At 35.8% G+C, this 19,258-nt stretch carries 25 protein-coding genes; 11 read left to right on the top strand and 14 right to left on the bottom strand.

What is annotated here, in order from left to right; translation table 11 throughout:
* Window positions 1-14 precede the first annotated feature (14 nt).
* From C3L23_RS00190 to C3L23_RS00220, 7 genes are read left to right on the top strand one after another with little or no spacing between them, the layout of a single operon-like run.
* Window positions 15-1,163, top strand: a complete 1,149-nt coding sequence (locus C3L23_RS00190) for an epoxyqueuosine reductase QueH (protein ID WP_127679165.1) — start codon at window positions 15-17, stop codon at window positions 1,161-1,163.
* Between the two features lie 15 nt (window positions 1,164-1,178).
* Window positions 1,179-1,619, top strand: a complete 441-nt coding sequence (gene fabZ / locus C3L23_RS00195; protein WP_127679166.1) for a 3-hydroxyacyl-ACP dehydratase FabZ — start codon at window positions 1,179-1,181, stop codon at window positions 1,617-1,619.
* Between the two features lie 17 nt (window positions 1,620-1,636).
* Window positions 1,637-2,416: an acyl-ACP--UDP-N-acetylglucosamine O-acyltransferase gene (gene lpxA, locus C3L23_RS00200; RefSeq protein ID WP_127679167.1), complete on the top strand. Its 780-nt coding sequence runs from the start codon at window positions 1,637-1,639 to the stop codon at window positions 2,414-2,416.
* Window positions 2,400-3,623 (top strand): ATP-dependent Clp protease ATP-binding subunit ClpX, encoded by a 1,224-nt coding sequence (gene clpX / locus C3L23_RS00205; RefSeq protein WP_127679168.1) that lies wholly within the window; start codon window positions 2,400-2,402, stop codon window positions 3,621-3,623. The genes lpxA and clpX overlap by 17 nt, the downstream gene beginning before the upstream one ends.
* Window positions 3,613-4,638: a rod shape-determining protein gene (locus C3L23_RS00210; RefSeq protein ID WP_127679169.1), complete on the top strand. Its 1,026-nt coding sequence runs from the start codon at window positions 3,613-3,615 to the stop codon at window positions 4,636-4,638. Before clpX ends, C3L23_RS00210 begins: the two co-directional genes overlap by 11 nt.
* A gap of 34 nt (window positions 4,639-4,672) precedes the next feature.
* Entirely contained in the window at window positions 4,673-5,386 is a 714-nt protein-coding gene (gene mreC, locus C3L23_RS00215; protein ID WP_168175683.1) for a rod shape-determining protein MreC, read from the top strand.
* Window positions 5,387-5,413: 27 nt separating this feature from the next.
* Window positions 5,414-5,989 carry a hypothetical protein gene (locus C3L23_RS00220; protein ID WP_127679171.1) on the top strand — a complete coding sequence of 192 codons (576 nt, stop codon included), beginning with the start codon at window positions 5,414-5,416 and terminating at the stop codon, window positions 5,987-5,989.
* On the opposite strand, the gene C3L23_RS00225 is transcribed toward C3L23_RS00220, so the two are convergent.
* Window positions 5,986-6,684, bottom strand: coding sequence for a YaaA family protein (locus C3L23_RS00225; RefSeq protein WP_127679172.1), 699 nt, complete (start codon window positions 6,682-6,684; stop codon window positions 5,986-5,988). The genes C3L23_RS00220 and C3L23_RS00225 overlap by 4 nt on opposite strands.
* Window positions 6,685-6,692: 8 nt before the next feature.
* Entirely contained in the window at window positions 6,693-8,075 is a 1,383-nt protein-coding gene (locus C3L23_RS00230; RefSeq protein WP_127679173.1) for a Do family serine endopeptidase, read from the bottom strand.
* A gap of 133 nt (window positions 8,076-8,208) precedes the next feature.
* On the opposite strand from C3L23_RS00230, the gene C3L23_RS00235 reads away from it, so the two are divergent.
* Window positions 8,209-8,604, top strand: a complete 396-nt coding sequence (locus tag C3L23_RS00235; RefSeq protein ID WP_127679174.1) for a hypothetical protein — start codon at window positions 8,209-8,211, stop codon at window positions 8,602-8,604.
* Window positions 8,605-8,758: 154 nt separating this feature from the next.
* Here C3L23_RS00235 and ribE read toward each other — a convergent pair whose 3' ends face one another.
* From ribE to dcd, 11 genes are all read right to left on the bottom strand, one after another.
* A complete protein-coding gene (gene ribE / locus C3L23_RS00240; RefSeq protein ID WP_127679175.1) occupies window positions 8,759-9,364 on the bottom strand; it encodes a riboflavin synthase in 606 nt (201 codons plus the stop codon).
* Complete coding sequence (locus C3L23_RS00245) at window positions 9,357-10,301, bottom strand: tRNA-dihydrouridine synthase (RefSeq protein WP_127679176.1); 945 nt, start codon at window positions 10,299-10,301, stop codon at window positions 9,357-9,359. Before C3L23_RS00245 ends, ribE begins: the two co-directional genes overlap by 8 nt.
* Window positions 10,273-11,196, bottom strand: a complete 924-nt coding sequence (locus C3L23_RS00250; RefSeq protein ID WP_127679177.1) for a hypothetical protein — start codon at window positions 11,194-11,196, stop codon at window positions 10,273-10,275. Before C3L23_RS00250 ends, C3L23_RS00245 begins: the two co-directional genes overlap by 29 nt.
* A gap of 6 nt (window positions 11,197-11,202) precedes the next feature.
* Window positions 11,203-11,556 (bottom strand): RNA polymerase-binding protein DksA, encoded by a 354-nt coding sequence (gene dksA, locus C3L23_RS00255; RefSeq protein ID WP_127679178.1) that lies wholly within the window; start codon window positions 11,554-11,556, stop codon window positions 11,203-11,205.
* Window positions 11,557-11,570: 14 nt separating this feature from the next.
* Complete coding sequence (locus C3L23_RS00260) at window positions 11,571-12,002, bottom strand: 23S rRNA (pseudouridine(1915)-N(3))-methyltransferase RlmH (RefSeq protein ID WP_127679179.1); 432 nt, start codon at window positions 12,000-12,002, stop codon at window positions 11,571-11,573.
* Entirely contained in the window at window positions 11,948-12,643 is a 696-nt protein-coding gene (locus C3L23_RS00265) for a thiamine phosphate synthase (RefSeq protein ID WP_127679180.1), read from the bottom strand. The genes C3L23_RS00260 and C3L23_RS00265 overlap by 55 nt, the downstream gene beginning before the upstream one ends.
* A gap of 130 nt (window positions 12,644-12,773) precedes the next feature.
* Window positions 12,774-13,619, bottom strand: coding sequence for an acetyl-CoA carboxylase, carboxyltransferase subunit beta (accD, locus tag C3L23_RS00270; RefSeq protein WP_127679181.1), 846 nt, complete (start codon window positions 13,617-13,619; stop codon window positions 12,774-12,776).
* 2 nt (window positions 13,620-13,621) lie between these two features.
* A complete protein-coding gene (locus tag C3L23_RS00275) occupies window positions 13,622-14,311 on the bottom strand; it encodes a suhb (protein WP_127679182.1) in 690 nt (229 codons plus the stop codon).
* Complete coding sequence (locus tag C3L23_RS00280; RefSeq protein ID WP_127679183.1) at window positions 14,308-15,042, bottom strand: thioredoxin fold domain-containing protein; 735 nt, start codon at window positions 15,040-15,042, stop codon at window positions 14,308-14,310. Before C3L23_RS00280 ends, C3L23_RS00275 begins: the two co-directional genes overlap by 4 nt.
* Entirely contained in the window at window positions 15,042-15,734 is a 693-nt protein-coding gene (pyrF, locus tag C3L23_RS00285; RefSeq protein WP_127679184.1) for an orotidine-5'-phosphate decarboxylase, read from the bottom strand. The genes C3L23_RS00280 and pyrF overlap by 1 nt, the downstream gene beginning before the upstream one ends.
* A complete protein-coding gene (gene dcd / locus C3L23_RS00290) occupies window positions 15,734-16,294 on the bottom strand; it encodes a dCTP deaminase (protein WP_127679185.1) in 561 nt (186 codons plus the stop codon). The genes pyrF and dcd overlap by 1 nt, the downstream gene beginning before the upstream one ends.
* Window positions 16,295-16,407: 113 nt before the next feature.
* On the opposite strand from dcd, the gene C3L23_RS00295 reads away from it, so the two are divergent.
* From C3L23_RS00295 to C3L23_RS00305, 3 genes are read left to right on the top strand one after another with little or no spacing between them, the layout of a single operon-like run.
* Window positions 16,408-16,665: a hypothetical protein gene (locus C3L23_RS00295; RefSeq protein WP_127679186.1), complete on the top strand. Its 258-nt coding sequence runs from the start codon at window positions 16,408-16,410 to the stop codon at window positions 16,663-16,665.
* A 9-nt stretch (window positions 16,666-16,674) separates the two neighbouring features.
* Entirely contained in the window at window positions 16,675-17,136 is a 462-nt protein-coding gene (gene accB, locus C3L23_RS00300; protein ID WP_127679187.1) for an acetyl-CoA carboxylase biotin carboxyl carrier protein, read from the top strand.
* A complete protein-coding gene (locus tag C3L23_RS00305) occupies window positions 17,137-18,471 on the top strand; it encodes an acetyl-CoA carboxylase biotin carboxylase subunit (RefSeq protein ID WP_127679188.1) in 1,335 nt (444 codons plus the stop codon).
* Here the strand turns inward: C3L23_RS00305 and C3L23_RS00310 are convergent.
* Window positions 18,455-19,189: a hypothetical protein gene (locus C3L23_RS00310; protein ID WP_127679189.1), complete on the bottom strand. Its 735-nt coding sequence runs from the start codon at window positions 19,187-19,189 to the stop codon at window positions 18,455-18,457. The two genes, C3L23_RS00305 and C3L23_RS00310, sit on opposite strands and share 17 nt — an antisense overlap.
* Window positions 19,190-19,258 lie beyond the last annotated feature (69 nt).

Raw genomic sequence — 19,258 nt, forward strand, 5'->3', positions numbered from 1 at the left:
CAAAAAGGCTTTTTATGATTGCCCATCTCTGCTGCAGTGTCGATGCCGGATATTTTTTGAAAAGATTAAAAGAAGATTTTCCTGATGAAAAAATTACCGGTTTTTTTTACGACCCCAATATCCATCCTTACAGCGAATTTAAACTAAGATCTTTAGATACCGAAAGAATATGCAAAAAACTCGGAATCGAATACGTAGAGGGCGAATATGATTACGAAAGCTGGCTTAAAGCCGTAAAAGGCAAAGAAAATGAACCCGAAAAGGGTGTAAGGTGTTCTGTATGTTTTGACCATTCATTGGAAGCCACCGCCGAGTTCGCATTAAAAAACGGCGATGATAAAATAACCACTTCTCTTTTGATGTCGCCTATGAAATCCCAGGAGCAGTTAAATTCTATAGGAAAAGTGATAAAAAGAAAATACGGTATTGACTTTTACGCGCCCGATTACCGTAAAAAGGGAGGAACCCAGGCACAGCAGATGTATGCGAAAGAAACCCAGATGTACAGGCAGGATTACTGCGGGTGCATATACGGAATCTGGCGGCAAAAACAGGATCAGGAGATTATAGATGAACTGTTAAGCCCTGTAACGGGGCAGATTCTTCCCGCAAGCATAGAAGAGAGGCTTGAGATTTATAAAAAAAGGCTTGAATATGAAGATGAGGAAATTAAATATAAAATAATCAAAGAAAATTTCCTAAATTATAGACTGCTTAGGGGCAGTATAAAATGTAAAGTGAAAAGTGAAAAGTATAAAACGGAAAATCCGGGCTTGCCGGAAAATCGTAAGACTTTTTGGGGTGGAGATGGAAAATGGGAAATCGAGGATAGTTATATTTTGTTTTATTCGTTTCTTCAAAGGCCTGCAAGGGGTAAAATCGAGTTTGTAAAAGACGGAATCGGTTATTTCAGCAGAATGCAGATAATTTTCGCGGAAATTTCCAAATTTAATGAAATTTTAAATAAAAAATATCACAATGTTAAAGAAATTTTACTTTCTCCTCCAAGTATCGATGAAGAGATACGTTTTAGGGAAAAAATTACCCATACAGAATATTCTTTGTCGCCGATTATTATCGTGGATGAGATAAAAGATAAATATGAAATAGATATTGAGGCTAAAGTATATCCCGATGTAAGAGAAATTTTGATAAAATTTTAATAAAAAAGGCAGAATATGGTTTATGATATTAATCAGATTCAGGAAATGTTACCTCACAGATATCCGTTTTTGTTAGTTGACAGAATTACGGATGTAAAAGAGGGCGAATATGTTGAGGGGTATTTGAATATTTCTATTACAAATCAGGTATTTCAGGGTCACTTCCCGGGGCATCCTATTTATCCGGGCGTGTTAATCATTGAAGGTATGGCTCAGACTGGAGCTATTTTACCTTTTACAGTAATGAGCAAAGAAGACTTAAACGATAAAGTTGTATATTTTATGAGCATTGACAAAGCGAAATTCAGAAAGCCGGTGCTTCCGGGGGATAAACTCGTATATAAAATTTCTACTATCAAGCACAGAGGTAAAATATGGCAGCTTAAGGGTGAAGCGTATGTTGACGGAGAGCTTGTAAGCGAAGCTGAACTTAAAGCCATGATAATGGACAAATGAAAATAAATGGAAAAACTATGGAAAATGTAAGCGAAAAAGCAATAATAAAAGGCAAAATAGGCAAAAACTGTAAAATAGGCGAGGGTGTTATAATTGATGAAAACGTAGTTATCGGCGATAACAACGTTATTGATCCTTATACGTTAATTACCGGATATACGACTATAGGCGATAATAACCATATTTATTCTCATGCGGTACTCGGAAGCGAACCGCAGGATTTGAAATATCACGGTGAAAAAACTGAACTTATTATAGGAAACAACAATAAAATCAGAGAATTTACGTTAATAAATCCCGGAACGGAAGGCGGAGGAGCCGTAACCAAAATAGGAGATAACAATCTGCTTATGGGATACGTACACGTAGCACACGACGTTATAATCGCAAACAACTGTATATTGGCCAATGCGGCTACCCTTGCGGGGCATGTTGAACTAGAGGATTATGTTGTAATAGGCGGAATGACACCTATTCACCAGTTTGTAAAAATCGGAGCCCATGCTATGATAGCCGGTGCTAGCGCGGTAGGGCAGGATATTCCTCCGTTTACCATTGCCGAGGGCAACAGGGCGAAATTAAGAGGTCTTAATCTTACGGGACTTAGAAGAAGATTTGAAAACAGAAGCGACATAGACGCTATCAAAAAAGCGTATAAAGAGCTGTTTGAAAGCGGAAAACCGCTTAAAGACACAGCAAAAGAAATACTTGAAAACACCAATAACGAATATGTAAAACATTTATGTGAATTCGTATTAAATTCAAAAAGGGGAATACCATATGACAGAAAAGTGTAGTTTCTGCGGAAGTTTTGAAACGGAAGACAATCCGCTATTGGCAGCTCCCGACGATGCGGCGTTTATATGTAAAAACTGCGTATTGACGGCGTATGAAATTATAATGGGGGCAACTGATAAAAAAGAAAAAAAAGAAGAAAGCTCCGATATAAGGCTTCTTACTCCTAAAGCTATAAAAGCTCATTTAGACGAATACGTAATAGGACAGGAAAGAGCCAAAAAAATTATTTCGGTTGCGGTTTACAACCATTACAAAAGAATACTCTTCGGAGCAAAAAGCGACGTTGAAATTCAAAAATCGAATATTCTTATGATAGGACCTACCGGAAGCGGTAAAACGCTTATCGCAAGAACGCTTGCAAAGCTTCTTGATGTTCCGCTCGCTATTGCGGACGCCACGTCTTTAACGGAAGCCGGATATGTGGGTGAAGACGTTGAAAATGTACTCTTAAAACTGATTCAGGCTGCGGATTTTGATGTTGAAAAAGCCGAAAGAGGTATCGTATTTATCGATGAGATTGATAAAATAAGCAGACTTTCCGAAAACAGATCAATTACAAGGGACGTTAGCGGTGAGGGAGTTCAGCAGGCACTGCTGAAAATCATAGAAGGGTCAATCGTAAACGTACCGCCTCAGGGGGGAAGAAAACATCCTAATCAGGAATTTATACAGATAGACACTTCAAATATTCTGTTTATATGCGGAGGCGCGTTTGACGGACTTGAGGAGATTATTCAAAAAAGACTTGAAGGCGCTACTGTCGGATTTTTGGGTAAAACAAAAGAAAAACTGACAAAAGACGATATTTTTGCGCTTGTAGAACCGGAAGATCTTGTTAAATACGGTCTGATTCCGGAACTTATCGGCAGACTTCCGGTCATTGCTACATTGAGAGAGCTCGAAAGAGAAGATCTGATAAGAGTTCTGACAGAGCCTAAAGACGCGCTTATAAAACAGTATCAGGCTTTGTTTGCGCTTGATGACGTAGAACTTGAATTTGATAAAGAAGCCCTTGAGGCAATAGCAGACAAAGCTATTAAAAGAGGAACAGGAGCCAGAGGACTTAGAGCTATTTTGGAAGAAGCGATGGTTGATATTATGTTTAACCTGCCGGAATACAGAGGATATAAGATTATTATCACAAAAGATGTAATAGAAAAAAAAGCAGAGCCTATTTTGGTAAAAAAGGAAGAAAATGCTAAATAAAATTTTGGGATTTTTCAGTAACGATTTGGCGATAGATTTAGGTACCGCCAATACACTGGTTAGCGTAAAAAACAAAGGTATAGTAATTAATGAGCCTAGCGTAGTTGCCATTAAAGAAGACAAACATAAAAAAAAGGTTCTTGCAGTCGGAAAAGCCGCAAAGGAAATGGTCGGAAAAACTCCTAAAAACATTGTTGCGATCCGTCCTATGAAAAACGGAGTTATTGCGGATTTCAGCGTAACGGAAGAAATGATAAGATATTTTATTCAAAAAGTACACAACAGAAAGGGTCTGATCAGGCCTAGAATAGTAATATGCGTTCCGTACGGGCTTACTCAGGTTGAAAGAAAAGCGGTTAAAGAATCCGCTATGAGCGCAGGAGCCAGAGAGGTATATTTAATTGAAGAACCTATGGCTGCGGCAATCGGTGCGGGGCTTCCTGTAAAAGAGCCTCAGGGAAGTATGGTAATCGATATCGGTGGCGGTACTACTGAAATCGGTGTTATTTCTTTAGGCGGTCTTGTTGTAAGTAAATCGATCAGGGTTGCAGGTGATAAATTTGACAGAAGCATAGTGGATTATATCAATAAAAAATACAATTTAATTATCGGTGAAAGAGTAGCTGAAGAGATCAAAATGGAAATAGGAAGCGCCGTTAAACTTGAAGAAGAGCTTAAAATGCAGGTTCAGGGTAAAAACAGAATTTCCGGTCTTCTTGAAACTATTACGGTTACAAGCGAAGATATAAGAGAAGCCCTTAAAGAACCGGTTAAAGAAATCGGAGAAGCCGTAAAACAGGTGCTTGAAGAAACACCGGCGGATTTGGCAGGAGATATTGTCGAAAACGGTATTGTTTTAACAGGTGGCGGCGCTCTGCTTAAAGGGCTTGATAAATATTTAAGCGATTTGGTGCTTCTTCCTGTTTATATTGCGGAAGAGCCTCTTTTGGCCGTTGCTAAAGGTACAGGCAAAGTATTAGATGAAATAGAGATACTAGCAACACTTGATGAGTAAGCGGCTATTATTAATAATCACACTTTTAACGGTTTTGTTTTTTCAGATACCGGTTGTTAAAAAATATACGCTGGAAAGCGCTAATTCCCTTAAAAACTCCTTTTCTTCCTTTATTACTTCATGGAAAGTGATATATGAAGAATATATAGATCAAAAAGATACACTGCAAAAAGTTCTTGAAGAAAATAAATTTTTAAAAGATGAAATTCAAAAATTTGCCGTAAGATATGCCACTTGTAAAGATTTAAAATATTTTAGATATATAAATTTTCCAAACCTGGTATTTACTCAGGTTATATCTTATGCCAAACTTCCTGATTTTACCGAAGTATATATAAATTATGACAAACCTTTTAAAACGCCGAGGGGATTGGTATATAACAATATGGCGGCAGGGATTGTTGTTAAAAACTATTCTAATTATTCGCTAGCTCTTCTTAATTCCAACGAAAAAACTTCTTATACCGTATATATAGGAAAAGACAAAATTCCCGGAATCTTTTACGGGAAAATAAATACTATTAAGTATATACCGAAATTTAAACCGATAAAAGTCGGGGATCTGGTAATTACAAGCGGTCTTGACGGTGTTTTTTATAAAGGCGCTAAAGTCGGAGTGGTAACCGAAGTTATTGAAAAAAAACTATATCAGGAAGCTAAAGTGAAGCTGTTTTATAATGATTTAAACCCTGAATTTTTTTATGTTGTTCAAACTCCTCTGGAAAAAATACAAAAAAGCAAAAAATAAAGATATAATTAAAAAAAAGGAGTAAAGATGGATACTCAAAACATTGAAAACACTCTTAAAAAAATGGGTCTTGTTCTTGAAAAACTTGTTCAAAAAGTAGATGAACTAGATAAAAGGGTTGCAAAACTTGAAGAAATAAACGAAAATAACGAAAAAAAGTTCTCAAGCGAGGATTTCAAAGTAAAACCTCAGCCTCAGACAACCGTTCAGAATTCAGCTTCAAACAGTTTATCAAGCGGTTTTGGAGGTAGTTTTTTAGGTTCTATGGCGGGAGCAATGGCCGGTATGGGACTTTATAATCTTCTTTTTAATCATAACGTTTCACCTGTGGAAATGGGACAGAGTCTGGGTATGGACAATAATGAAATAAATGAAGTATTGCAAAACGATATAAGCGAAATAGATACCAAGCTTGATGAAATAGATGCAAAACTTGATGAACTGGATGAAAAAATAGATAATGTTTCTTCAGGACTTGATGAAGATGTTATGAGCAGCGAATATTTTGAAAATTATGAAGATGAAGTGGCGGACAATGATTTTGAAGGAGGTTTTGACGATTTTGAAGGCTTAGATGATTTCGGAGGCTTTGACGATATTTAAAAAACCTCGCACACAATTTCTTTTACTCCTTTTTTTTTCTGTATTTCTATAATTTTAATGTCTTCAAACGGTATTTTTAATACATCTTCTATGGTTTCGGGTCTGTGTTTTGAGATAACGGCACTCAGTTTTCCCCTGTAAGCTTTTGCAAAATGGCTAACTACTTTGCCGTTTTTAATGAATTTAAACGTAATTGCGTTTTTTGGTTTATAAATTTTTTCGTAAAACTTAGCCCTTAAATCTATAAAAGGCTCGCTTTCGTTAATTTTTTCAAGAACAGGCGAAAACACTTCTTTATAATATGAATAAATATCAAATCCGGGTTTGCTTCCCTGTTTTAGGGTATAGTGGGGGATTAAGTCTCCGGCGCTGATTACACCGAACAGATTTGAAAAAATATATACGTTTTCGTCTATCCACTTTTGTGCACTTTTATCGAGTTCTTCGTATTTCATATGTTCAAACGCCACACCGCTGTATCTTAATACTGCTTTTTTTACAGGTCTTTCAAAAACGGAAGTTTTATCATCTCCGAAATTTTTAATATCGTCTGTCGTTTTTAAAAATTCATCATATTTTTTAACGGCTTCTTTTCTTTTTTCGTAAATTTCGGGGAAAATAAAACTATTTTTTGATATAGGAGGAAAATTTCCCCCTAATGTTTTTCTTTCACTGGGCGCTAAAAGTATTTTCATTTATTTCCTTACATTTGAACGATAAATATTGAACCGTCTCTGTTAATTTCAAGTAAAGTGTCGCCTCTGTCAAGGCCTTTTAACAGTTTTTTAAGTTCGTCAATAGATGTTACTTTTTCCCATTTGCCTGTTTTAACTGTTTTTACTTTTAGAATTATATCGCCTTTTTGTAATCCTACCATTGCCGGATATGTATTAGGCGCTACCTTATCTATTACAATGTGGCCTTTTTGCTCTTTAAGCGTTACGCCTTCAAGCAGTTTAATGTTTTGAATTGTTTCAACTTTTGTTTTCAGCGCTTTTAATTTAGCTGTTAAAGTAATGTATTTTCCGTTTCTGTATACTTTAATATGAACTTTCGCATCAGGCCCTTTAAACGCTATCTGGTTTCTAAGCTCACCGGCATTTTTAACTTCTTTGCCGTCAACCGCTACGATAATGTCTCCCGCTTTAAGACCTGCTGCCGCCGCTGCGCTTTTCGGTTCTACTTTATTGATTAGCACACCGTGGTCTATTCCGTAAAGTTTCGCTTTGCTTGAATCAATATTGCTGATCATTACGCCTAGATATCCTCTTTCCACTTTTCCGTGTTTGATAAGAGATGTAATAACGAATTTCATCATATTACTCGGAATTGCAAAACCTATACCGTTGTTTCCGCCACTTCTACTAATAATAGCAGAGTTGATACCTATCAGTCTTCCTTTAAGGTCAACCAGAGCACCTCCGCTGTTTCCAGGGTTGATTGCCGCGTCTGTCTGGATAAAGTTTTCATAGTCGTTCAGACCTATTGAAGTTCTGTTTAGCGCACTGACTATTCCGTGAGTTACGCTCTCGCCTAGTCCGAAAGGATTCCCTATTGCAAGAACTATATCACCTACTTTTACTTTGCTTGAATCCGCAATAGTGATAGGTTTTAAATTTTTGGCATTAATTTTGATGATTGCAATATCTGTTTTCGGATCGGTTCCTATGAGTTTTGCGGTATATTTTCTTCCGTCATGCAGTTTTACTATAATTTTCGTAGCACCTGCCACAACGTGATTGTTTGTAACGATATATCCGTTTTTTGTAACGATTACACCGCTTCCGAGTGCATATTCTTTTTGTTCCTTTTCTTTCGGCAGCTGACCGAAAGGACCAAAAAATCTTCTGAAAAACGGATCTTCAAAAAATCTCCTGAACTGCTCAGGAATTTTTGTTTTTACCATTTTTTCAGTTGAAATATTTACAACACTAGGTACAACTTTTTGTACAATTGAAGAATAAGACATAACTAAACCGTTTTGGTTAGGGCTTACCCTGTGTAGATTTGAATTATCTACTTTTAAATTTAAAGTTCCGGCCATTAGTGCGACACTGACACTTACCGTCATAATCAATTTCTTCATTTCCGCTCCTTAAAAGTTAATTTCCCAATGTCAGTATACAACAATAGGGTTAAAAAAGAATTAAAAACATTAAATTTCTTAAAGTTTGCTTAAAATTATTTCTTATATTATGATTCGTTAAAAAAGAGTAACTATGGATTTTTCAAAATACACTGATGAAGAATTAAACGACATTATAGAAAAAGCAAAAGCCGAACTCGCCAAAAGAAGAGAAGGCAAATGGATTCATTTTAAAACGGAAGGGTGTTTTATTCCTAAATTCGGTCCGGCTTACGTAGCTAAGCTTTTTTTGGCTGGAGATGAAATTGATAGGGATTTTGTACCTTCAAACGGAAAAGAGTGGTGTAAAAAAGCAAAATCTTACAAAGAAGACTGGGACGTGGAGATATTTGAAAACGATGTAATAGAAACAAGGCTCACTACAGGCAGGAAAATTGATAAAAGAGAGTGGTATTACGTAAAAGACGGTGAATTAGTACCGCTTATGGATCTTGACGAAGCGAAACAGTTTTTGAAGAATTTGAAATAAGGAAAGGTTTTTAGGGTTATTGAGTTGTTAAGGTTGGTTAATTAGTGTATTAGTAATTGGTATATGGGTAATTGGGATTTTTCAATAGCAATAAAATTTAAACAATTTTAAAAACCTCAATAATAACTTCAACTAACTTTAATAATTATTATTCCTACCACCAGGCAAGGATTTTTTCGTTTATGTCATCAGGTGAGTTTTTCAGCATATGATATATGTATCTGGCAAACATATCCGTTTCTATATTTACTTTCTGGTGCAGCTTATATGTTTTAAATAGTGTGTTTTCGAATGTATGTGGGATAATGGTGAGTCTGAACCTGTCACTAAATACATCATTGACGGTCAGGCTTACTCCGTCTATTGCTATTGAGCCTTTAGGAGCTATGTATTTTATAATTTTGGGATCAGTTTTTATTATTACATCGTATGAGTTGGCGTTTTTTTTGACTTCAAGTATTTCCCCTATTGCGTCTACATGTCCCTGGATCAGATGTCCGTCTATTCTGTCTCCGAATCTAAGAGCCGGTTCGATATGTACTTCTTTCCCTGCCTGATAATTTTCTAGAGGGATTATTTTTTGTGTTTCAGGGGAAAGTTCTACTTCAAATCCGTCCGGATATACCTTAGTGGCTGTAAGACATACTCCGTTTATTGCAATACTGTCGCCGATTTGAGGTTTGTATTTTGCTAAAAGTCTTAATTTATTATTACTAAAACTTCTTATTTTTGCCGTTTCTCTTATCAGTCCGTTAAACATTAAAATATTCCTCAATAAGTTTTCTCGCGGTTTGGGGATCTTTTAGCTCATTCATTTTACTTCTGAATTCACTGGCTTTTGGAATGCCTTTAGAGTATGCATGAGCGTGTTTTCTAAATAAAATTACTCCGTATTCACCATACCAGTATACCATTTGATTAAAATGCTCTATTATAACTTCTTTTTTCTGCTCAGAGGTTATGTTGCCCTGCTGTTTCATTTCAAGAAATATCCAGGGTTTCCCTACCGCGCCTCTTCCGATTGATACACCGCTGGCGCCTGTATATTCAAGTACATATTTTGCCTTTTCATAATCGGTAATGTCGCCGTTTGCAATTACAGGGATATTTACGGCGTTTACGCCTTTTTTTATTTCATCATAATCGGCGGTGCCTTTATACATCTGTTTGACCGTTCTTCCGTGTATCGTCAAAAACACAATACCCAAATCCTCAAGCAGTTTAGCCCTGTCTTCCACAACACTTTTGTCAAAACCTATTCTCATTTTTGCGCTTACCGGTTTTTTGGATGTTTTTACTATGGCGTTTACCACTTCTTTTAGAAAATCCCTGTTTTCGTCTTTGAGCAACACTCCGCCGAATCCGCTTCGTCTGGCTTTATTTACAGGGCATCCTAGGTTGATGTCTATTCCGTATATCCAGTCAAGTCCATTTATAGTTTCAACAGCTTTAACGGCATTTTCAACGTTGTTTGCGGCAATCTGTACAAAATAAGGATTTTCAAAAGGAGATTTTTCCATCATTTTTTTTGTTTTTTCATTATCGTATGCGATAGCGTTAACGTTTGTCATTTCACTAAACGTCATATCGCATCCGAATTTTTTAACAACGCTTCTGAAGGGAAGGTCTGTATAACCCGCAAGAGGGGCTAAAAAAAAATAGGGAGGCTCAGATTTCAGAATCGATATATTCGTCAATATCCGCCCTTATTCCGGCTTCACGTAGTTTTAGAAAGAATTCAAAAAACTTAAGATCGTTTTCTTCGATAATTTCTTTTGCCTTTTCTATATGTTCGTATTTAAGAGCAAGATAAGCGCTTGCCCATTTTAACGGTTCAAGAATTTCAAATTCTTTATCCGGTGTCATCGTCTGATGAATGGCTTTTGCAATTTCAATTTCTTCTTTCGGGATAAGTTTTGCTTTTTGAAGCAGGAATTTTACATCCGGATCGTCAAGATGAGCTTTAATAATTTCTAAGTCAATTTCGTAATCATATTTTAATATTTCATTAATGCTTGCGTATTTTGCGTAAATTTTAAAAGCAAGTTTTTTAAGCTCTTCGTTTTTATATTTTTTTAAGACTTCTTTTGCAAAATTTTCATCTTTCGAAAGTCTGTTTTTAATATTTAAAATGAACCAAGGGTTGTTTTCGTTAAGTCTGTATTTGCTTATTTCTATGACTTCTCCGTTTTTAAGCTTTTCTATATCTTCTAAAAATTCGAATTTTTCACATTTTTTCGGAATAATGTTCAAACCTTCGATATTGTTAACGAAATTATTGCAGTGTTTTAAAATTTTTACTTCTTTATTTACAGGGTCTTTATAAAGAATTCTGTTTTTAATATTTGCAATTAAAGTTTCAATGTCTTTTTTTATATTTTTTTTGTAAAAGTATTCTTTTATATTCAGTACGCCGAAAAATATTATAGAAAAAATAAAAAATATACCTAAAAATATAGCAGTCCATACGGCATTCGGAAGGGTGATATTGAGTCCCAGCATACTGAACGTCGTGGCGCTGTTTTCTTCAATATACACAAAAAGTGTAATAAGGGCTATTAATATAATGCTAAAAAGGGTATATTTTTTCATTTTTTGTTATTTTCCTTCTTTTTCGATGATTTCTCTACATATTATACAATATTTTGCGTAAGGTTTTATTTTAAGTCTTGCTTCCTGAATCGGATCTTCGCACATTTCACAGATCCCGTAAGTTCCCTCATCAATTTTTTTCAAAGCTTCATTAATCTCTTCCAGTTCTTTTTTCTGATTAATATATATCTGATAATCTCTTCCGCTGTCCATACTTGCAGCTGCATAATCGGCTTCGTCGTTAATTTCGCATTTATTAATGTCTTTAATGTCGTTTGTTAAAGAATATAATATTTTTTCAAGTTCAGCTTTTCTCATTAGCAGCATTTCCTTGTACAGATGGTACTTTTTCATATTCATTCCTTCTCCTTGTTTTATTTGTGATACGGATGATTGTTTTTAATGCTTAGAGCTCTATATATCTGTTCAAACAATACTAATTTTGCAACTTTATGGCTCATTGTAAGCGGACTGAGAGATATATTCAGTCCGTTTTTTTTAAAACTCTCATCAAATCCCCAAGCACCGGCTATAAAAAAATTAATTTTAGAGTGCTCGAAAATATCTGCAAATTCATAACTGTCCATCAGTTTTCCTTCAGGAGTAAGTATGACGTTAAAACCGTCGTTAACATATTTTGCAAATATTTTGGAGTACTCTTCTTTGGGGTTGTTTGATTTTGATAGATTTTTAGAATATAGGGTGTGATTGTTAACCTGTGCGAACTGTTTGGATTTTTTTATAAAGTCTTTTATTTCATTTTGAAAGTCTTCTTTTTTCTCAATTGAGAAAACGTTAATCTGCATATATCACTTCCTATAACTTTAAATTTTGACGGAATTTTATCATAAATTTTAACTCCACCGATAACCGCAACAGGAAAATGTGAAATTTTTATTAAATCCATAATTTTTTCTTTTAATATATTGTCTGTTTTTTTTGTTGACGTAGGACGGTATGCCCCGAGACCTATATAGCTTAAGGGTAGTCTGTTCGCTTCGAGGATTTCTTCTTTGTTGTGGGTTGAGAGACCCACAATAAATTTAGAATTGAGAATTGAGAATTGAGAGTTTTGGTTTGCAAATTGAGAATTATTGTTAATTATTTTAAATTCTCCATTCTCCATTCTCCATTCTCCATTTTTAATTGCATATATTATTTCAAAAGCAGATAAATTGTAAGTATCACATAAATTTTGCAGGTCTTCCTGGCCGATATGTATTCCGTCGCAGTAAGGCAGCAGTTCTACAGTATCGTTGATAATAAGAGGTTTTTTCCAGTGTTTTTTGATTTCCAAAAGACGCTCTTTTTTTTCTTCTAAAGAAGAGTTTTTGTCCCTGTATTGAAGTATTTTGGCCTTAAGCCCTTTTGCCGTTTTACAGAAGTCTTTGATTGAAATATTGTATTTTTGCAGTGTGTCCCAGTCTAAAAGAGCATATATAGCCACGTGCCGCCTTTTTGGGCGAATTATATTAAAAAGTTAGTAAGTTGTGAAGTAGGTAAGTTGTGAAGTTGTGAAGTGGATGAGTTGTAAAGTTGTGAAGCAGATAAATTGTGAAGAGGAAAAAAAAGTGGGGTCAGCTTGCCTGTTTTAGTGTATATTTTAATAAGTTGGCTATAGTGTCTTTTAATTCATTTCTTTTGATTACCATATCTATAAGACCGTGTTCCAGTAAAAACTCAGCCCTTTGGAAACCTTTTGGAAGATCTTCGCCTATTGTCTGTTTAATAACCCTAGGGCCTGCAAAACCGATAATGGCACCGGGCTCTGCTATGATGAAATCACCTAAAAACGCAAAAGACGCACTTACTCCTCCGAAAGTAGGATCGGTAAGAACTGAAATATAAGGCAGGTTGTGTTCAGCAAGACTTGCAAGCGCTGCTGAAGTTTTTGCCATCTGCATAAGACTGAATGTACTTTCTTGCATTCTGGCTCCGCCTGAAGTTGAAACTATTACTACGCCCTGATTTTTTTCAATGGCCCTGTTAACGGCTCTTACTATTTTTTCGCCTTCAACGCTTCCGAGACTTCCTCCCATAAAAGCAAAATCGAATACCAATAACTGTGTCGGAATTCCGTTGATTTTGCATTCTCCGCTGATTACGGAAGATTTTCTTCCCGTTTTTTTAAAATTTTCTTCTACTCTTTTTTTATAGCTTTTTTTGTCTACGAAATTTAGAGGATCGTTCGGTTCTAAATTTTTGTCATATTCCGTAAAGGTGCTTTCATCGGCGAGCAGTTTAATTCTGTCTTCAGCGCTCATTCTGAAATGGTACTCACACTTAGGGCATGTGTTGAATTCCTTTTGAACCTCTTTATAAAAACTGATGGCTCCGCACGCCGGACATTTAATCCATGTGCTTTGCTCCTGTTTTGTCGGCTGAGGTTTTTTAAATTTTTTTAAAAAGTTGCTAAATCCCATTTTTATTCCTTTATTATACTTAAAACTTCTTCCAGATCCTCTTTTTTTGGACTCATTAAAATTAAATCGTCTTCAAAATGCCAGTGATATTCGCTGTTGTAAAATTTAGCCGCCGCAATATCGAATTCTCTTATTTCGCCTTTGTAAATAACCGCTTTTGAAGACTCGCCGTAACAAAGTGACAGGCTTAAAGCTCCCGGCGCTCTGAATTTAAGGCCGCGAGTGCTTAATTTTTGCACTATGTCAGGATTTTTATACGCTTTTTCAAAAATAATTACATCATGTCTGTAATTTGACGCAAAAGGTTTTCTGAATAAATTGTCGAATCTTTTTCCGTTTTTGTCTTTAACAAAATAATCACCGTTGCTCAGGTTTACTACGATTGCCGCTTCGTTTTCAAGATAAACGCTGCATCCGAAATAAGGGATATGGTTTGAAACATTGTAGCTTCCGTCAATAGGGTCGATAATAATCTTTTTTTCTTTGCCGTTGTCTATAAATCCTGTTTCCTCGCTTAAAATATTTCCGTAGTCGCTAAGAGCTTTTATAAAAATTTTTTCGGCGATAAGGTCGATGTTTAAACTTCTGTCGCCGCCGAAGCCGATACCTTTTTCTTCAAAAAGGTTTTCTTCTTCGTGTAGCGCTCTTATGATTTTTAAACTGGCGCATAAAGTTGCATCGATAAAACTCATTTTTTTGCTCCCAGTGTAGTCCAGTTTATTTTGTTGAAGTTTTTGTCGTAAACGGTAGGGGTTCCCCTTGCTCCTAATTCTTCAACCGCTTTTTTAGAATTTTCTAACATTTTATCAAATTTTGCTTTTTGCGCTTTTGTTGGATGGAAGTTTTTCCATTCGTTGCTTCCGCCGAGTATTTCCTGGAGTCTTTTTGCTTTTTCCTGATCAGTTTTAGCTGCTAGAATATAATAGCTCATAGCTTTTGCATATTTGTGGAAAGGAAGAGGGAACAGTATTACGTGAACTTTATAGTTTTTATTAAGGAAACCTTTTTTCTCTTTTTCCATCATTCTGCAGAAAGGACATTGAGGGTCTGTTACAAGATATATCTCTTTTTTCCCGTTTCCGAATGTAAATAACACGCCTTTTTCAACTATTTTTTTATTTACAGGAAAGTTGCCTGTGAGGGGCTGTCCGTTTTTGTTGTTTAATATATTTCCGATAATAGTGTATTTTTTATCTTTTGTTATGTATATATTTCCGACTCCTCTAGGAGTTTTGATATTGATTATATAAAACCCGTCTTTTTCCACTCCTCTTACTTTTACGATGCCTTTTTTAATGTCTTTAGAAAGTTTCGGATATATAAGACTTGATTTTAACACTTCGTTTAATTTTTTTTGTGACAGCAGTTTGTCGCTTGCAAACAGACTTGCGATAATTCCTAAACTTAAAATGATTTTTTTCATTAAATCTCCTTGATTTTATTTAATATTTTTTCTACTTTTTCTTTTGGGTTTGCGTCTTTGTATATAGGTCTTCCGACTACTATAAAATCAACTTTTTCTTTTTTTGCCAGAGTTATGTCCGCAACTCTCGCCTGGTCTCCCGCATCTTCCCCGAAAGGTCTGATTCCAGGAGTCAGGGTTATAAAATGTTCGTTTGTTATGTTTTTTATCATACCGCTTTCAAATGCGGAGCATACCACTCCGTCAAGCCCCGCTTCGAAAGAGATCTTAGCGAACGCTTTTGCTTTGTTTTCAATACTATCACCGTAAATTTTCTCAAACTCTTCGTTGCTGAAGCTTGTAAGAGCCGTTACGGCTAATACAAGAGGTCTCTTTTCATACTTTTCAAGTCTTTTCATAACGGTTTTTAAAGCAGTGCTTCCGGCACTTGCGTGAACATTAAACATATCAACGCCGAGTTTGGCTATTTCTTCCGCGGCATCGGCCATAGTGTTCGGAATATCATAAAGTTTCAGATCCAAAAACAGATTATAACCCAATAACTTTAATTCTTTTATAAATTCATTTCCGTCTCTTATGTAACTTCTAAATCCTATTTTTAGCCATAAATCGTTTGCGTATTCTTTAAGTTCTTTTGCGAGTTTGAGATTTTCTTCTTTTGTCGGATTGTCCAAAGCAATACACAGTTTCATTATTTATCCACCTTTGGCAGCGTTATTCCCTGCTGGCCGTGATATTTTCCGCTTTTATCCGCATAGCTTGTTTCGCATATACCGTCATCCGCACCTAAAAAGATCAGCTGGGCTATACCTTCGTTTGCATATATTTTAGCGGGAAGGGGAGTGGTGTTGCTGATTTCTATAGTGATATGACCTTCCCATTCCGGTTCTATGGGTGTAACGTTTACGATAATTCCGCATCTGGCGTAAGTGCTTTTCCCTACGCATATTGCCAGTACGTCGCGCGGCATTTTAAAATATTCAACGCTTCTGCATAAAGCAAAAGAGTTTGGAGGAATAATACAGTCTCCTTTAATATTTACAACGTTTCTTTCATCAAAATTTTTGGGATCCACAACCGTTGAATTTATATTTGTAAAAACCATAAATTCGTCGCTGACTCTTATATCGTATCCGTAAGAGCTGACTCCGTAGCTTATAATCCCTTTTCTTACCTGTTTTTCTTCAAACGGGGAAATCATTGAAAAATTTTTTGCCATTTTTCTAATCCACTTATCGGATTTAACACCCATTACCGTCCTTTTTTTGCATTAAATTGTTGTTATATCACCGATTTATAAATATTTCGTGTATTTAAAATTGTATCAAATTTATGTTATTATTTTAAAATATTAAAGGAGAATAGATGAAAAAGCTACTAGTTTTATTAGGTTTAGCAGGGGCGCTTTTTGCAGCGAGATATCCTATGATTGCAGAATATAATTATTTAAAAGGATGTATAGGTACGCATAGCAATATGGAAGATTACTGCATATGTACGTTAAACGCTATAGAAAATAAATATTCGTTAGAAGAGTTTATTACTGCCCTTCAGGATAAACAAAAAGCAAAACAACTGATTGATTTTGCTGTAAACGAATGTCTAGACAAACTTAAGAAATAAGGAGTATGAATGGATTTAAGAGAAATTAAAAAGCTTCTTGAAGCATTTGATAAATCAACGGCAAATATTTTAGAGTATGAAAATGAAGAGTTCAGAATTTATCTGGATAAATCTGCTACAGCGGTTCAGGCTCCGGTTGTACAGGCGGCTCCTGTGCAGCAGAGCAGTGCAGCTTCTCAGGAAACTCAGGTTTTGGCAGAAAGTACTGCGGAAGAAAAAGCTGAAATAGAAGGAGAACTTATAACTTCTCCTATGGTTGGTACATTTTATCAGGCTCCTAGTCCTGATTCTCCTCCTTACGTAAAAGTGGGAGATAAAGTAAAAAAAGGCCAGACTTTATGTATTATAGAGGCTATGAAGATTATGAACGAGCTTGAAGCGGAGTTTGACTGTGAAATACTCGAAATTTTAGTTGAAGACGGACAGCCTGTTGAATTCGACACACCTCTTTTCAGGGTAAAAAGGGTATAAATGAAAAGAATTTTAATTGCAAACAGGGGAGAAATCGCTCTTAGGGCTATTAGGGCGATTCATAAACTTGACAAAGAAGCTGTTTGTGTTTATTCAAAAGCCGATAAAGAAGCTATTTATTTGAAATTTGCCGACGGTGCCGTATGTGTAGGACCGGAAAGAAGCAATGAGAGTTATCTTAATATTCCGGCAATAATAACAGCTGCAGAAATGACTGAATGCGACGCTATTTTCCCAGGATACGGGTTTTTAAGTGAGAACCAGACGTTTGTTGAGGTGTGTAAGGCTCATAATATTGCATTTATCGGACCTTCTTTGGAAGTAATGGAAACAATGGCCGACAAATCCAAAGCAAAAGAAGTTATGAAAAAAGCCGGTGTTCCTGTAATTCCGGGAAGCGAAGGCGCTATCAGTTCTGTTGAAGAAGCTAAAAAAGTGGCAAAAGAAATCGGATATCCGGTAATTCTTAAAGCAGCCAGCGGAGGCGGCGGAAGAGGTATGAGAGTAGTTGAAGACGAAAGCTATATCGAAAACGCATTTCTTGCAGCAAGCAGCGAAGCAGAAAGCGCATTCGGAGATCCGACTATTTATATGGAAAAATATATTGAAAAACCTCGCCATGTTGAGGTTCAGATTTTAGGGGACAAACACGGAAACGTAATTCATCTGGGTGAGAGAGACTGTTCTCTTCAAAGAAGACATCAAAAACTAATAGAAGAGTCCCCTGCGAATATTCTTGATGAGCAAACAAGAAAAAAACTTCACGAAACGGCTGTAAAAGCGGCAAAAGCAATAGGGTATTACAGTGCAGGGACGATAGAATTTTTAGTTGATAAAAACCTTAACTTTTATTTTATGGAAATGAACACAAGATTGCAGGTAGAACATCCTGTAAGCGAAATGGTAACGGGACTTGACCTGGTTGAATGGATGCTGAGAGTTGAAGAGGGTGAGAAAATACCTTCTCAGGAGGAAGTTCAGGTTAAAGGCCATGCCATAGAATGCAGAATTCTTGCAGAAGATCCTGAAAAATTTATTCCGAGTCCAGGAAAAATACAAAAGCTTTACGTTCCGGGCGGTAAAGACGTCAGGGTTGATACTCATGTATATGCTGGATACGTTATTCCTCAATATTACGACAGTTTGATTGCCAAGGTAATTACGTGGGGAAGAGACAGAAACGAAGCCATTACGGTTATGAAAGAGGCTTTAAAAGAGTTTCAGGTAAGCGGAATAAAAACATCTATACCGTTCCATCTTAAAATGCTTGAAAATGAAGATTTCATAAATAATAACTACGATACAAAATACCTTGAAACTAAGGGATTAGTTTAAAATTTTTAATCCCTCCTTTTAAATCCCCTATTTTAAGAACGTTTTTAACCATTCCTTTAATTGTTACCCAGTTTTTAGGATCTATTACCAGATATAGGATCCCTTTGTCTCCGGCAAATACTTTGTTGTAAAGGTTGGCTTTGATATATACCCCTTTAACGTCGTCAAAAGTATCTTTTACTTTTTCCAGTTCTTTGCCTTTCGGAAAAGTCACATCAACCCTTCCGTCACTTTTTCTTCCTCCTAATGCATAAAAAGTATATAAGTTTTTTTTACCTTCTTTTTTGAAATAATACGGAAGATTAAAATAAAGACTGAGTACGTCATCGGGCGTATAATAAGGCATGGTTTCATTTGATTCCAGTTTTCCGTTTTTATATTTTAATCTTATTATTTTTTTATCGGTGTGGTCAAAAAGATATACTCTCTTATAAAAATCGTCCCCCTTTTTTCTTGTTGAAATATATGCTGTAGGAACCAGCCTTCCGTTAATAACCTTTCCTATACTTGAATATGTCTGAACTATGTGTTTAGACAAAGCTGCAGCAAGACCCAGCGCTTTGCTTTGTGTATAAATTTTGTAATCAGTCGAATTTACTTCATAAATGGCATTAGCTTCCGCAATCGTTCCGAATATGCCGTATTTTGCATAATAGCTGGCTATCATTGTTTTTGCGTTAAGTAAAATGGCGATTAGCAGCAGCAAGAAAATTCTCATTCAGACCCTTTTTTGAGTAATTATAACACAATGTTTTTTAACGGATATAAAAATATAATTTATAAAAAA

Source organism: Nautilia sp. PV-1 (assembly GCF_004006315.1).
Taxonomy (GTDB): domain Bacteria; phylum Campylobacterota; class Campylobacteria; order Campylobacterales; family Nautiliaceae; genus Nautilia; species Nautilia profundicola_A.